The sequence below is a fragment of the Streptomyces sp. NPDC014734 genome, from assembly GCF_043083325.1.
Classification (GTDB): domain Bacteria; phylum Actinomycetota; class Actinomycetes; order Streptomycetales; family Streptomycetaceae; genus Streptomyces.
The window spans coordinates 92,467-105,349 of record NZ_JBIBYN010000010.1 but is presented as its reverse complement, the minus strand read 5'-3'; the positions used below and the strand labels follow the sequence as shown (position 1 = coordinate 105,349).

At 68.7% G+C, this 12,883-nt stretch carries 14 protein-coding genes; 10 read left to right on the top strand and 4 right to left on the bottom strand.

Features of this window, described 5'->3' with window-relative positions:
- Positions 1-300: 300 nt before the first annotated feature.
- On the bottom strand, positions 301-654 hold the full coding sequence (locus ACF1CT_RS18090) for a hypothetical protein (RefSeq protein WP_391784838.1): 354 nt from the start codon (positions 652-654) through the stop codon (positions 301-303).
- A 433-nt stretch (positions 655-1,087) separates the two neighbouring features.
- Positions 1,088-1,345: a DUF6207 family protein gene (locus ACF1CT_RS18085; RefSeq protein ID WP_391785004.1), complete on the bottom strand. Its 258-nt coding sequence runs from the start codon at positions 1,343-1,345 to the stop codon at positions 1,088-1,090.
- 311 nt (positions 1,346-1,656) lie between these two features.
- On the opposite strand from ACF1CT_RS18085, the gene ACF1CT_RS18080 reads away from it, so the two are divergent.
- Positions 1,657-1,842, top strand: a complete 186-nt coding sequence (locus ACF1CT_RS18080) for a hypothetical protein (RefSeq protein WP_391784837.1) — start codon at positions 1,657-1,659, stop codon at positions 1,840-1,842.
- Between the two features lie 70 nt (positions 1,843-1,912).
- On the opposite strand, the gene ACF1CT_RS18075 is transcribed toward ACF1CT_RS18080, so the two are convergent.
- Complete coding sequence (locus tag ACF1CT_RS18075) at positions 1,913-2,224, bottom strand: hypothetical protein (protein WP_391784836.1); 312 nt, start codon at positions 2,222-2,224, stop codon at positions 1,913-1,915.
- 580 nt (positions 2,225-2,804) lie between these two features.
- Between ACF1CT_RS18075 and ACF1CT_RS18070 the strand changes: the two genes are divergently transcribed.
- Positions 2,805-3,092 carry a hypothetical protein gene (locus ACF1CT_RS18070; RefSeq protein ID WP_391784835.1) on the top strand — a complete coding sequence of 96 codons (288 nt, stop codon included), beginning with the start codon at positions 2,805-2,807 and terminating at the stop codon, positions 3,090-3,092.
- Between the two features lie 130 nt (positions 3,093-3,222).
- Here ACF1CT_RS18070 and ACF1CT_RS18065 read toward each other — a convergent pair whose 3' ends face one another.
- Complete coding sequence (locus tag ACF1CT_RS18065) at positions 3,223-3,948, bottom strand: DUF721 domain-containing protein (RefSeq protein WP_391784834.1); 726 nt, start codon at positions 3,946-3,948, stop codon at positions 3,223-3,225.
- 724 nt (positions 3,949-4,672) lie between these two features.
- On the opposite strand from ACF1CT_RS18065, the gene ACF1CT_RS18060 reads away from it, so the two are divergent.
- Genes ACF1CT_RS18060 through ACF1CT_RS18025 form a run of 8 tightly spaced genes read left to right on the top strand, consistent with a single transcriptional unit; the run spans position 4,673 to position 12,881 of the window.
- The gene (locus tag ACF1CT_RS18060; protein ID WP_391784833.1) at positions 4,673-5,860 is read left to right on the top strand and encodes a four-carbon acid sugar kinase family protein; all 1,188 of its coding nucleotides are present in this window, start codon (positions 4,673-4,675) and stop codon (positions 5,858-5,860) included.
- 30 nt (positions 5,861-5,890) lie between these two features.
- Positions 5,891-6,490: an isochorismatase family protein gene (locus ACF1CT_RS18055; protein ID WP_391784832.1), complete on the top strand. Its 600-nt coding sequence runs from the start codon at positions 5,891-5,893 to the stop codon at positions 6,488-6,490.
- Between the two features lie 24 nt (positions 6,491-6,514).
- On the top strand, positions 6,515-7,405 hold the full coding sequence (locus ACF1CT_RS18050) for a polysaccharide deacetylase family protein (RefSeq protein WP_391784831.1): 891 nt from the start codon (positions 6,515-6,517) through the stop codon (positions 7,403-7,405).
- Positions 7,406-7,407: 2 nt separating this feature from the next.
- Entirely contained in the window at positions 7,408-8,313 is a 906-nt protein-coding gene (locus ACF1CT_RS18045) for a polysaccharide deacetylase family protein (RefSeq protein WP_391784830.1), read from the top strand.
- Positions 8,310-9,236, top strand: a complete 927-nt coding sequence (locus tag ACF1CT_RS18040) for a hypothetical protein (protein ID WP_391784829.1) — start codon at positions 8,310-8,312, stop codon at positions 9,234-9,236. The genes ACF1CT_RS18045 and ACF1CT_RS18040 overlap by 4 nt, the downstream gene beginning before the upstream one ends.
- A complete protein-coding gene (locus ACF1CT_RS18035; RefSeq protein WP_391784828.1) occupies positions 9,233-10,897 on the top strand; it encodes an ABC transporter substrate-binding protein in 1,665 nt (554 codons plus the stop codon). Before ACF1CT_RS18040 ends, ACF1CT_RS18035 begins: the two co-directional genes overlap by 4 nt.
- 56 nt (positions 10,898-10,953) lie before the next feature.
- The gene (locus tag ACF1CT_RS18030) at positions 10,954-11,961 is read left to right on the top strand and encodes an ABC transporter permease (RefSeq protein WP_391784827.1); all 1,008 of its coding nucleotides are present in this window, start codon (positions 10,954-10,956) and stop codon (positions 11,959-11,961) included.
- Positions 11,958-12,881, top strand: a complete 924-nt coding sequence (locus ACF1CT_RS18025) for an ABC transporter permease (RefSeq protein WP_391784826.1) — start codon at positions 11,958-11,960, stop codon at positions 12,879-12,881. The genes ACF1CT_RS18030 and ACF1CT_RS18025 overlap by 4 nt, the downstream gene beginning before the upstream one ends.
- Positions 12,882-12,883: the final 2 nt, after the last annotated feature.

Genomic DNA, 12,883 nt, shown 5'->3' with positions numbered 1-12,883 from the left:
AGACCGTGCCGCCGCGCCCCCGCCCGCGCGCCCTCGCCGTCCGGCCGCGCCCGTCGCCCGCGCGCCCGCTCCCTCCCGGGAGCCGACCGGCCGCCAACTGCCCGACTGTCCCTGGCCGCTGCGCCGCCGGGACGGTAGCGCCGCTCTGCTGCCCGGCGGCCGCCCGCGGGGCCCGGTGCGGGGTCAGATCCGCCCGGTGCCGGGAACCGGCAGGTCCACGTGTCGCGCCGCCTCACGGAAGATCCCTGAGGCCAGGCCGCCGGGGCGGGGACGAAGGGCTGTGCCACGGACGGGTCTGGTTCAGGAGAAGACCACGGAGCGTGTCTGGAGGCGGTCTCCGGCTCCCGCGCCGGGAGGCAGGGTGTAGTAGACGTCGCCGTTGCAGTCGGCGTCGAGGAAGACGGTGGCGGTGGCGTTGGTGTGGTTCTTCGGTGCCCGGCTGGCGGAACCGGGTTCGGAGGCGGGGCCGTGCAGGTTGATGCATTCGCCGCCGGCAGGGTTGGCCAGGAAGCCGACGGCGTCATATCCCTCGGCGGTGGTGTAGGTGTAGCGGAACTGGCCGGTGGCCGCCGAGGCCGAACCCGGTACGGCGAGCAGCAGGACGAAGGCGCCGCAGGCTGCACCAACGGCCGCGGTGAGGGTACGGACAGACACGGAGAACTCTCCTTCTTCTGGCAACGGATGACGGCCGGTCGCGCGGTATCGGCTCTGCCGCCGATACGGGCCGGAGCGGGGCGGGGCCTCGGCTCCGTCGAACGCGGCACCTTCCGAAAGCGGTGACGGGCGGCCCCGGGAAGGGGCCATGGTCGCGATCGATAACGACCGTGGCGGGTCATCGGACACGGGCCCGCGACCAGCACCGAGGGCGCGTTTCATGATCAGCGCGGCGGACCAGTACCGGGAATGGAAGGCAACCAGCCCGCTGCTCTTCCGTGCCCCGCTTGCTCCACCCAGCACCGTGCCCGCCTCGTAGGAGCGCTCTGCACGCGTCTGGACCGGCTGGAGGCCGCGTCCGTCCTGGAGAAGGCCGCGCCGAGCGGCGGCTGCACCCGCGGCCGGGCTCCCTGGCCGCGTACGGCGTTCGCGGCTACTGCCGTCCCGGACGCAGGACGTCGGCCAACAGCCGGGCCCGGACCCCTGGTTCGCCGGGGTCCCTTCGTACCGGACTGGTGCCCGAGGTCGCCCAGCGCTCCTCCAGCGCGGCGCGCGGACGGTCTCCTCGTCCCCGCCGGTGATATCCATTACCGCCAGGCCGGGCTCCGCGATGTGCTGCTCGTCGATTCGTTCCGTGACCACTGCGACGGCGGGTGGGGCCGGGGCGGTTCGTCGGCGGGCCCGGTACCACTCGCACGGGTGGAATGGGCCCCGGCGCGGGCGACGCCTGGCTGGGCGTTCTCGCACCTGCCGGGGCGGGGTCGTCCCGGTCCGGCCCCGGGCACCCGGATCGCTTCCCTGCCACTGTAAAGAGCCTTCCGCGGAAGCCTGACGCTGCAGGAGGCGCAGAACTCGCGTACGGCCCTCCAGGGGCGGATGGTCCCCACGGTGTCGCGCAGCAGTTCGTAGACCGCGCGGGCCATGGCTCGGACTTGCTCGGGCGCCATCTTCCCGCGTGTCGACACCTGCCCCAGCAGGTCTATGCAGTAGCCGAGTTGGGCGATGACCGACTCGGACAAGGGCGTGTCCATCCAACTCGGGGGAGGGAATGTGGTGTTCAGACCGCTGCGAGACCTCATCACCCGCTGGCGGGGACGGCTCCCCGCCCAGGACACCGACCTGCGCGCCCTGTACAGCCTTCGCATGCCCAACGATGACTACGCCCCTGGCCAGATCACGTCCCCATGACGGCAGCATCGGCTGACGGCGCCCTGATCGACTGACACGGATGCCGCCGCGATTCCGTCATCCGGCACGGCTACTCCGGGCAGGAACCGTACTTCTGGGCCCAGACGTGGGCGATGTATCCATTGGACACCTTCACCCACGCATCCTTGTTGCTCTTGGCTTGGCTGTAGGTCCTCCATAGATAGAGCGGGCCGGGCCCGTCGAACCAGACGTTGTAGCACCAGTGCGCATCGACCTGGAAGGTGTCCCAGTCCTTCTTCGAGGACGTCGCGTCCCCTACTTGGAGCACATCCCACGCCTGCTTTACCCCGTCCGAGGAGCACTTCGGCTTCGTCGTCGTCTTCGTGCCGTTGGGTGCGTCTGTGCACCAGTTTCGAGCCACGTGCACAGTCTCGGTTGAGTCATTGACGGTTCCCGAACACCCCATTTCGCAGCCCTGCCCCGCCTGGGCCGGCGCCGGCCCAGACAGAACAACGGCCAACGCGAGGGCCCCAGCGACAGCCGTCACACGAGTCGTTCGCTTGATCCTCATAACTGCGATTTCCCCCTTGTGATGGTGAATTGCCCCGCGTGTGGCACCGTCAGGCAGTGCTGGAAGAACTACGCTCTGCCAGCAGAAATGCCGAGTCGGTGTGTACCTGGGCCAGTAGATGCCCAGGGCAGGAGCACCTTTATGACGTTAGAAGGCGCGGTGTTCTTGGGCCAGCGTGCACGATGCTCAATGCTGGGACCGAATGGTGCACGGTGCTCAGCCTGTTCTTTGACCTCCGCCTATTGCCTGGGGGCAGTACGCGGCCGGCGCCGGAGACGAAGCCGCGTACTGCCTGTACCTGCACCATCTCGCCCTCGGTGAGACCGAGGCGGCGGAGTGCTGGTACAAGCAGACCGGGCTCGACATCTGCCCGGCCCCCGAACAGCAACAGCCCGGAACCGGGTGGCACCCCGCGGACGGACCCGAGCCGATGCAGATCCCCGACGACCTCGACACGAGCACGCCCACCGTCCTGTGGGTGTTCAGGAATCTGATGAAACAGACCAGCCGCCCTCGGACTGAAGTCGTCGACGCCCTGATGCACTGCCTGCCGACCGCGGTCCTCGTCGGCTACTTCAACGACGAACCGGACATCGACCTGCCACTGCCCGGCCCCGACTTCGCCGATCTGTTCGGCAAGGACGGGGCGACGCTGCTCCGGACCACCGCTCAAGACCCGCCAGTGGCACCGGTCGGACCCTGCAGACGGTGGGCATGAATATTGTCGGGAGGAGACCGAAAGGCGGTGCGGGGGTGCCGGTGACTTGTGTGGCGGGCGAGTTGAGGCGGCTGAAACCGAGCGTGCCGCCACTGCAGGGGCGGCACGAGCGCGGCGAAGGGCGGCAACCTCAGTCGCTGTGGCCTGGCCGCGCCGCCGAAGGCGAACCTGCCCGATCGGGGAGGGTGCGTCGTCCGCGACGACGTCGGCATCGGGGAAGGCCCGGCGGGACAAATCCCGCATCGCGGCGGTCTGCCGCTCCATCGCCTCCGCGATGGCAGGGTCTGTCCGGGAGAGCCGGGCGGCCTGGCGCCTCGATCGCGCGGCGGTGGTCGTCCAACGGGGTACGGCGCCCCACCGGCACGGCGGGCGTGGTCGGCTGCGGTCCCGGGTCGGCGGCCGCCGCGGTGAGGCCGGCCTTCACCGGGGTGGGCGCCAGGACGTGCAGGGCGCGGACGTTCGCGCCGCGCACCTTCTCATTGGCCGCTGAGATCGGCTTCGGCGCGATCCAGCGCAGCTTCGTGCCGCAGGCCGGGGCGTCGAAGACGATGTCCAGGCGGCCGGTATCCACGTCGAACGCCACGGCCTGGACCCGGCCGACGAGCTCGGGCACGGCCGTAGCGAGGATGGCCTCGAACCGGGCGAGGACGCTGCCGCCGGCAGCCGGGGCGACCAGGCCGCGCTCGGTCATCATCATGCCGATCGCCGCACCGAGCCCGACCGGAGCGCGCCCGTCCCGCCGCACGGCGGTGCCCGTGCGTCGCTGCGGCTTCTCGCTGGTGGCACCGTTCCTCTTCGCCGCTTCCCGGGCCTGACGCGCGAGGTCCACGCCACTCAGCTCCGACTCGGTGGTCATGCGGTCACCGCCCCGGTGGCGTCGTCGTCCAGCGGGCGGACGGCGAGCCCGGGCAGCCGGTCCGTCCACGGCACGGCCGCGGCCTTCTCGGCGCGCGCCGGTCATCGGCACCCCTCGCCACCCGTGTCCGCACCTCTCCGGCCCTCGTCCGCCACCGGACCACGACCGCCCGGCGCTCCCCGATCGTCACCGGGCCCGCGGCGGCCGGGAAAACCACCGGGCTCCTCCACGTCGGACGTGCCTGCCCCCTCGCCCACACCCGTCCCCAGCAACTGCACGTGCCGGTCGCGTACGTCCTCGTCCCGCCCGGTGCCACCGCGAAAACCCCCGCCACCACCCCCGATCCCGCACCCACGCGCTGACCAACTCCCGGCCCGCGAAGCGAAAAAGGGAACCGTGAACAAGGAAAAGGACCGCGAACAGGGAAGACACACCCGGCCCCTTCAGATGTAGACGCTCCGTACGAGAGGCCCGAGCCCTCTCGACAAAGACGAGAAACTCCCGGACCGGACCACCCGCCACCACGCCGACCGGTTCTCGACCGGCCCGCAACACACCAACCCACACCGCTACCGCACACCGCCTACCACCCCTCGAAACGGCAGCGGATGAAGAGTGAGCGGAGTGGTGCCGAAATAATTTGCGACGTTTGTCGAATGACTGCCCGTACGGCGCTCAATAGCATGACGACTCCCCATCAACAATGAAAACGAGGGAGGGTCCCATGTCGGCAGCACATTCGTCGAATGAGACGCGCGCTTTCGCCATGGGGATCCTGGCCGAGGATCTGCAGTGCTCGGTGGCGGTGGCATGCCGTCTGCGGCAGAGAGGGCTCGAACCCGTGATTGTCCGCGATCCCTCGACGCCCGTGGCCGACGCCGATGCCGTCGTCGTCGATCTCGATCTCCATCACGCGGGTCACACGGCCACGGCCCTCATCGAGAGATGGACGAACTGGCTCGAATCGCTGGGGTGTTCGCGACTGGAGGTCAAACTCAACGCGGAACTGCGCGGTTCCCCCGACGCCCTGGTCGCCGGTATCGAGGGGCGTAGCGACGAGAACGGAATACTGCTGGTCGTTCCCGCCTACCCGACGGCCGGCCGGGTCTGCGTGGACGGCCGTCTGCTGGCTCCCATGCCGGCCGGCAACGGCCTCGACGTCGATGTGCGCACCGCGCTCCGGATCGAGGATGCCGAGGTCGTGGGGTTGTCGGTCCTGAACCAGGGCTCGGAAGCCGTCATGGCTCACGTCCGCGCGGCCCTCGCACGCGGCACGCGCCGGTTCGTGTTGGACGGCACGGTCGAAACGCACCTCGGTGCCGCGGCCCAGGTCGCGTCGCGGCTGCACGAGGACGGCCACCGGGTGGCCACGGCCAGCACCGGTGGATGGGTGCGGTTCTACCCCGACCTCGGCCGGGACGGATTCGTCGTCGTCGTCACCCCGGCCAACCACGACACCGACCGCGCGCAGTTGCGACAGCTCGCCGCCGCCTACGGCACCCGCGCGCTCATCACCACCGCGGGGGAGGCCGCGAGCTGGGGCCCGGTCGTCGCGCGGAAGGTGCTCGCCTCGCACCGGGTCGTCGCGCTGCACGAGACGGACCGGGACGATCCCGACCGATGGGTCATCGCCGAGCAGCTCGCCAAAGCGGTACGCGGGCTGCTGGACGTCTCGTCCCGCGGTGACAACAAGTGCCTGGGGGCCGTCGTCAGCGGCGGCCTGACCACGACCGCGCTCGTGCGGGAGCTGGGGGGCACGAGCCTGAGCGCCGGGCTGGAGCTGGAACCGCTCTGCCCGGCCGCCCGTGTCGCCGGTGGCGCGTTCGACGGCTTGCGCCTGCTGAGCAAGGCCAGCGGCACGGGATCGGAAGAGACCCTCCTTCGCATGACCCGTCAGATCCTCGGGGCCTGACGGATCCACTTCCATGAAAGGACATCGCTCATGACCATCGCCGAACCGGGGCGCACCGCGCTCATCCTCATCGACCTGCAGGGATCCAACGCCGATCACCCGGTGCATCCGCACACGACGGGCGCCGTCCTGGAGCGCTGTGTTCGCCTGATCGAAGCCGCACGGCGGGCCGGGAGTCTCGTCGTGCATGTGCGTACGAGCTTCCTTCCCGACGAGGCCGATTCACTCAGCGGCAGGCTGCGTACCGACATCGAGCGTCCCGCACGCCCCGTACGACGGCAGGGGTGGGACCACTTCCTTCCCGGTATCGAGCCGTTGGCGACGGAACCGGTGATCATCAAGCGCAGCTGGAACGCCTTCCACGGCTCCGACCTCGACCTTCAGCTCCGTCGTCGCGGGATCGACACGGTGGTCATGGCAGGCATCTCCACCGGCTTCGGTGTCGAGGGAACCGCTCGCGCGGCGTTCGACCACGCCTACAACGTGGTCTTCGTCCCCGAGGCGATGGCGGCCTATACCGCCGAGCAGCACGATCACTCGGTGCGTGTCATCTTCCCGCAACTCGGCTGTGTCCGCCCCCTGGACGAGGTCGTGGAGGAGCTCGTCCCCACCGCCGCCGCCACGCCCTGAGACAGTCGTTCGAAAGGATCAGCGATGGACGAGTTCCTGAGTTACAGAGCCCTCGACCGCAGGGAGAAACTTCGACTCCCCGGCGGCAAGCGGGTGGCCGTGAACGTGGTGATGAATATCGAGCACTACGAGTATCTGCCGCCGGCCAACCCGCACCGCGACTACTTCTACCGGGTTCCCGCGAAGCCGGACAACGTCGGCTACTCCTTCCGGGACTTCGGCAACCGGGTCGGGTTCTGGCGCATGCTCCCCGTCCTCGACAACTCCCCGGTGAAGGTGACCTGTTCGCTCAACTGCGAAGTGCTGCGCCTGTATCCCGATGTGGCCGGCGCGATGGTCGACCGCAAATGGAGCTTCATGAGTCATGGCACCTACAACAGCCGGCTCCTTTTCGGTGAATCGGAGAGCGCGGAACGGGAGTTCTACGACTACACGATTTCCACGGTGCGGGAGCTCACCGGATACCGCATGCGCGGAATGCTGGGTCCGTCGTTCAGCGCCACGCCCGCCACCTACCGTCTGATGGCGGAAGCCGGCATGACCTACACGACCGACTGGTTCATCGATGATCAGCCGTTCCGTCTGGACGGCCCACGCGGTGGCGGCCTGATCGGCGTGCCGTACTCCCGGGAGGTCAACGACGCCCTCCTGTTCCCGGGATCACCGATGTACGGCTTGGACAGCGACTACTTCGCGGCGATCGTCCAGTCGCAGTACGCGGTGCTGTCCGAGGAAGCGCACAGGCACGACACGGCGTATGTGATGACTGTCGCGCTGCACCCGCTCTACATGGGCATACCGCATCGGATCGGCCATCTCGCGCAGATGTTTGAACAACTGGGTTCGCACGACGACATCTGGTGGACAACGCCGGAGCAGATCGCCGCCCATGTCGATGAGATCGGATGGTGTTGACCATGCAGCTTGTCAGGCCACTGCACGAGGCCGACGGAGGACCCCGGCCCGCTCCGAACCCGGGCTGGCCCGGCGGTGCGCACCTCAGCGTCGTGGTGCTGATGCATCTCGATCACGTGCCCGCCCTTCCCGGTCCGGATGCCGGCATCCCGCCGTCGAGCGTCGCACTGCGAGGCCCGTATCCGCAGATCATGGACGTGCACACCACGTCGCAGCACGAGTACGGCCTGCGGGTGGGCGCCTTCCGGATCCTCGACCTCCTCGATGAACTGCGGATCCCGCCGACCGCGGCCATCGACGCCTGCTCCGCCCGGCACCGGCCGCGGCTGGTGGAACGCCTCACGGAGTCGGGCGCCGAATTCGTCGCGCACGGGGTCGACGGAATCAGCATCCTGCACGACGGGATGGAGCGCGAGGCACAGCGCGCGTACCTCGCCGAGTCGGTCGGCGCCGTCGAGGAGTTCTGCGGAGTCCGTCCGGCCGGCTGGAGCGGGCTCGACTACGCCCAGTCCACCACGGCTCTCGAGGATCTGGCCGATCTGGGAATCCGGTGGACGGCGGACTGGCCCAACGACGAGGTACCGAACATCCTGGCCACCTCGCGCGGGGACATCCTGAACATCCCGGTGTCGATCCACCTCGACGACGTCTTCTCGCACCTCAAACGCGGTATCCCGATCGAGAAGTGGGCCGACAACATCGTGTCGTCGGCCCGGGTGCTCCTCGGCGAGGGCGCACCGCGGAACCGGACGCTGGTCCTGGGAATCCACCCGTGGCTCATCGCCCAGCCGTTCCGCTTCGCGCACCTGCGCAACGTCCTGCGTACATTGCGCGAACTCGACGGCCTGTGGTGGGCCCGCGGCGCGGACATCGTCGCGCACCTGGACGACGGAAGGGATGAGCGATGAACCTCAATCTGCTCGCGCGTGAACTCGGTGCTTCCGTGGTGGACTGCTCGGACGAGTTCTTCGGAGCCGCCGACGCGCTGCTCCTGGCGGCTCCGCCGCAGCGGCCGGGCACCTATGGGCTGCGCGGCGCGGATGTCGACGGCTGGGAGAGCCGCCGGCACAATCCGGCGGACCACGACTGGGTGGTCGTCCGGGCCGCGTACCCGGGCCGGGTGGACGAGATCGAGCTGGAGACCACGGGGTTCCGTTTCAACGCGCCCCAGCGCATCGGTGTCGATGTCGCCGACCGACCGGACGGGCCCTGGCAGGAGATTCTCGCCGGGGCCGCGGTCGAGCCGAACTGCGTGAACACCTACCCGGTGGCCGATGCCGGACGGTCCGCCGCGTTCGTACGGCTGCGCATGTTCCCCGACGGAGGAGTCGCACGACTGCGCGCGTACGGGGTGGTCGATGTCCCGCGCAGCCTCCCGCCCGCCGGCATCCGCCTCTCCGACGTGCGACTGGGCTGCCGTGTCCAGGCGTCGGAGGGTTCCTTCGGCAGCCCATGGGCGGTGATCTCCCACGCCATGCCCACAAGCACGCACGACGGATGGGAGACCCCACGCCGTTCATCCGCCGACCAGCATTTCGTCGAGCTCTCGTGGCCCGATCCGGTGCAACTGCGCGCGCTCGAGGTGGTCGCCACTCCGTTCCGGGGCAACTGCGCGGCCCGGATCGCGATCGAGACACTCACCGGGGCGAACTGGCGGGAGACCGGAATCTTCGACATCACCTCCGGGGCCACCTCGACCATCGAGTTCACCTCTCCCGTCAACACCCGGCGCGTCAGAGTGCGCGCGCTGCCGGACGGCGGGTTCTCACGGCTCTGGTTCTACGGTGACCGGCTTTCCCTCACGCAGACCCGAGATCAGGAGCAACAATGAAGTTCAGACAGACCTGGGTCGTCACGCTGGCCAGCATGATGCTGCTCTCGTCGTGCTCATGGGGTGCGGATGGGGCCAAGGACGACGCCGGTGGCAAGGCAGGCTCGAAGAGCCTCGTCTTCGGTGCCGCGGGAGCTCCGTCGCTCTTCGACCCGTTCTACACCTCGGACGGTGAGACGATCCGAGTGAACAACCAGATGTACGAGGGTCTGCTGAGCCTGCTGCCCGGCACGGCGGATCCGGGTCCGGGCCTGGCCGTCAAGTGGGACCAGAGCAAGGACGGCAAGCGCTGGACGTTCAAGCTGCGTGAGGGGGTCACCTTCCACGACGGCACGAAGTTCGACGCCGACGCGGTCTGCGCGAACTTCGAACGCTGGTACCGCCAGCCCAAGGTCGCGCGCACCTCGGCAGTCAGCCACACCTGGGTCAACGACTTCGGCGGCTTCGAGGGCGACACCACGCCGTCGCTGTACTCCGGGTGCGAGACCCAGGGCGATCTGACGGTGGTCCTGCGCCTGAACACCCCGAGTTCGAAGTTCCCGACGATCCTGGCGCACGGCACCTATGCGATGTCGAGCCCGACGGCGATGAAGAAGCACAACGCCAACGACGTCAAGGCCAGCGGTGAGGGCTTCACCTTCCCGGCATACGGCCGTCTGCACCCGACAGGGACCGGACCGTTCAAGTTCGTCTCCTACGACGACTCGACCGGCACGGTCAAGCTTGAGCGCAACGACGCCTACTGGGGAGACGCGCCGAAGATCGGCGGGATCGAGTTCCGGACGATTCCCGACGAGACCGCGCGCCGCCAGGAGCTCGAGGCCGGGGCCATCCACGCCTACGACCTGCCCGCCCCCCGCGACTGGAAGAGCCTCAAGGACAACGGCTTCCAGGTGATCGCCCGACCGCCGTTCAACGTCATGTACCTCGGCCTGAACGCCAAGACCGTGCCCGAGCTGAAGGATCTGCGGGTCCGCCAGGCGATCGCCTGGGCGATCAACAAGAAGCAGATAGTCGAGACGCTGCTGCCCGAGGGCTCGGAGACGGTGTCGCAGTTCGTCCCGCGCTCGGTCGAGGGCTACAACAAGGAGATCGAGGGGTATCCCTACAATCCCGACAAGGCCCGCAAGCTGCTCGCCGAGGCCGGCCACCCGAATCTGAAGATCCAGCTCTGGTACCCCACCGAGGTGACCCGGCCGTACATGCCCGAGCCGAAACGTTTCTTCGATCTGATCAAGGCCGACCTGGAAGCCGTCGGAATCCAGGTGGAGCCGGTCGCCAAGCCCTGGGCGGGCGGCTACCTCAGCGGTCGCGAGGCCGGCCAGGCACCTGTGTACCTGCTCGGCACCACCGGGCACTACAACAGCGCACAGAACTTCCTGGGAATCCTGTTCGGAGCGGTGGACAACGCCTTCGCCACCGGACTGCTCGGCTTCGGGCAGCAACTCGTCGACGACCTCGACGCCGCGGACCGCGAGCCCGACCCGAAGAAGCGCACCGCGATGTATCTCGCGATCAACCGCAAGATGGCGGAGGACTGGCTTCCGTCGATACCGATCGCCAGCAGCCCCTCGGCCCTGGTACTCAGCGATCGGGTGCACGGTGTCGTCGCCAGCCCGGTCGGTGGCGAGCAGCTGGCCACAGCCACCTTCGGCGAGTAGCCCAACCCCGATGTGGGGCGTGCGGCCGACGTGCGCCCCACACCGATTGGACAGATATGTACAGATTCATCCTTCGAAGGACGGTCCAGGCGGGCGCGACGTTCCTCGCGCTGACGGCAATCCTCTTCGTCTGGCTGCGGAGCCTTCCCGGCGGACCGCTGGACGCACTGCTCGGCGAGAACGCCAGCCCGCAGGACCGCGCGAAGCTCGTCGAGTCGCTCGGCCTCGACGAACCGATCTGGACGCAGTACGTTCGCTACCTCGGGCGGTTCTGGAACGGCGACCTCGGAGTGTCGACCGGCGTGTGGCGTGGTGCGCCGGTGACCGAGGTGATCCTCACCCGGGCACCGGCCACGATCGAACTCGCGCTGTGCGCACTGGTCATCGGCACGGTACTCGGCGTTTCCATCGGCTACTGGGCCGCGACGCGACGCGGCGTGTTCGACTTCGCCTTCCTCAGCTTCTCCGTGCTCGGCCTGGCCGTGCCGGTCTTCTTCACCGCGTTCGTCCTCAAGTACGTCTTCGCGGTCCGCGCCGGATGGCTGCCGCCATCGGGCAGGGCGGACCTGCAGGGATCGATACCCACGCCGACCGGGCTCACGCTGCTCGACTCGCTGCTCGCCGGCGACGGAGCGGCTCTCCTGGAGAGCGTCAGGTACCTGACCCTGCCCACGATCGCGCTGTCGATCATCCCGTTCGCCGTGATCTTTCGTCTGACCCGGGCCTCCGTCGCGGAAACACTCCAGCAGGACTTCGTTCGCACCGCGACGGCCAAGGGGCTGCGGGACCGGACGATCGCCGGGCGTCATGTGCTGCGCAACTCCCTGCTGCCGGTGATCACCGTGATCGGCCTGCAGGCCGGCGGGTTGTTCGCCGGGGCCGTGCTCACCGAGACCGTCTTCAACTACCGGGGGCTCGGACAGTCGATGGCGCTGGCCTTCACCACCCGCGACTACGCCGTGCTGCAGGCGCTGATCATGATGATCGCGGTGCTGTACCTGTTCGTGAACATCGTCGTTGACATCACCAACGCGCTGTGCGACCCGAGAGTGAGGATGCAATGACGCTCGCCCGAGGAGGGGGCGCACCGGTCGTTCAGCCGCAGGTCATGGTGGCCGGGCACTCGGCCACACGGACGCTGCACAGACTGCTGCGCCAACCAGCCTTCGTGGCCGGGGCGGCGATCACCTTCGTATTCGTCGTCCTGGCGGTGGCCGCCCCGCTGCTGGCACCGCACGATCCGGCGGCACCGCTGCTGCTGGATCAGGTCCGGGCGCAGGCCAATCCGGTGCCGGGCCCGCAGGAGGGCTTTCCGCTGGGAGCCGACCCCGCCGGGCGGGATCTCCTTTCCCGCCTGCTCGTGGGCGCTCGCCAGACGCTCATCGTGGGGGTGCTGGCGACCCTCGGCGGGCTGACCGGCGGTGCGGCGCTCGGCCTCCTCGCCGGCGTGTTCGCCGGAAAGGTCGATACGTTGGTGATGCGCGTGGTCGATGTGATGCTCGCGATCCCCTCGCTGCTGATGGCCTTCTCGATCGCGGCGTTGTTCGCACGCCCGAACGAATGGACGCTCATCGTCGCCATCGCCATCGTGCAAATACCGATCTTCGCCCGTCTCATGCGCGGTTCGATGCTTGTGCAGCGTGGCACCGACCACGTGGTCGCGGCCCGTGCCCTGGGGGTCCGGCCCCGGGCGATCGTCTTCCGCCACATGGTACCCAACGCCCTGGGACCGGTGATCGTTCAGGGCACACTGAGCCTGGCCGTGTCGATCCTCGACGCTGCGGCGCTGTCATTCCTGGGACTGGGGAATCCCGATGACGCGCAACCGGAGTGGGGCCAGATGCTCGGCGGCGCGCAGCAGTACTTCAACTCGTATCCCCATCTCGCGATCTACCCCGCGCTGTGCATCGTCGTGGTGGCGCTCGGCTTCACCCTTGCGGGCGAGTCGCTTCGCGAGACCCTCGATCCGCGGACGCGGAGGTAGAT

What these genes read in the sequence shown, in the direction of transcription:
- ACF1CT_RS18065 (WP_391784834.1), bottom strand. Translation starts at nt 3,948, where the DNA reads ATGACCACCGAGTCGGAGCTGAGTGGCGTGGACCTCGCGCGTCAGGCC.
- ACF1CT_RS18060 (WP_391784833.1), top strand. Translation starts at nt 4,673, where the DNA reads ATGTCGGCAGCACATTCGTCGAATGAGACGCGCGCTTTCGCCATGGGG.
- ACF1CT_RS18070 (WP_391784835.1), top strand. Translation starts at nt 2,805, where the DNA reads ATGCAGATCCCCGACGACCTCGACACGAGCACGCCCACCGTCCTGTGG.
- ACF1CT_RS18055 (WP_391784832.1), top strand. Translation starts at nt 5,891, where the DNA reads ATGACCATCGCCGAACCGGGGCGCACCGCGCTCATCCTCATCGACCTG.
- ACF1CT_RS18045 (WP_391784830.1), top strand. Translation starts at nt 7,408, where the DNA reads ATGCAGCTTGTCAGGCCACTGCACGAGGCCGACGGAGGACCCCGGCCC.
- ACF1CT_RS18050 (WP_391784831.1), top strand. Translation starts at nt 6,515, where the DNA reads ATGGACGAGTTCCTGAGTTACAGAGCCCTCGACCGCAGGGAGAAACTT.
- ACF1CT_RS18035 (WP_391784828.1), top strand. Translation starts at nt 9,233, where the DNA reads ATGAAGTTCAGACAGACCTGGGTCGTCACGCTGGCCAGCATGATGCTG.
- ACF1CT_RS18040 (WP_391784829.1), top strand. Translation starts at nt 8,310, where the DNA reads ATGAACCTCAATCTGCTCGCGCGTGAACTCGGTGCTTCCGTGGTGGAC.
- ACF1CT_RS18080 (WP_391784837.1), top strand. Translation starts at nt 1,657, where the DNA reads ATGACCGACTCGGACAAGGGCGTGTCCATCCAACTCGGGGGAGGGAAT.
- ACF1CT_RS18025 (WP_391784826.1), top strand. Translation starts at nt 11,958, where the DNA reads ATGACGCTCGCCCGAGGAGGGGGCGCACCGGTCGTTCAGCCGCAGGTC.
- ACF1CT_RS18030 (WP_391784827.1), top strand. Translation starts at nt 10,954, where the DNA reads ATGTACAGATTCATCCTTCGAAGGACGGTCCAGGCGGGCGCGACGTTC.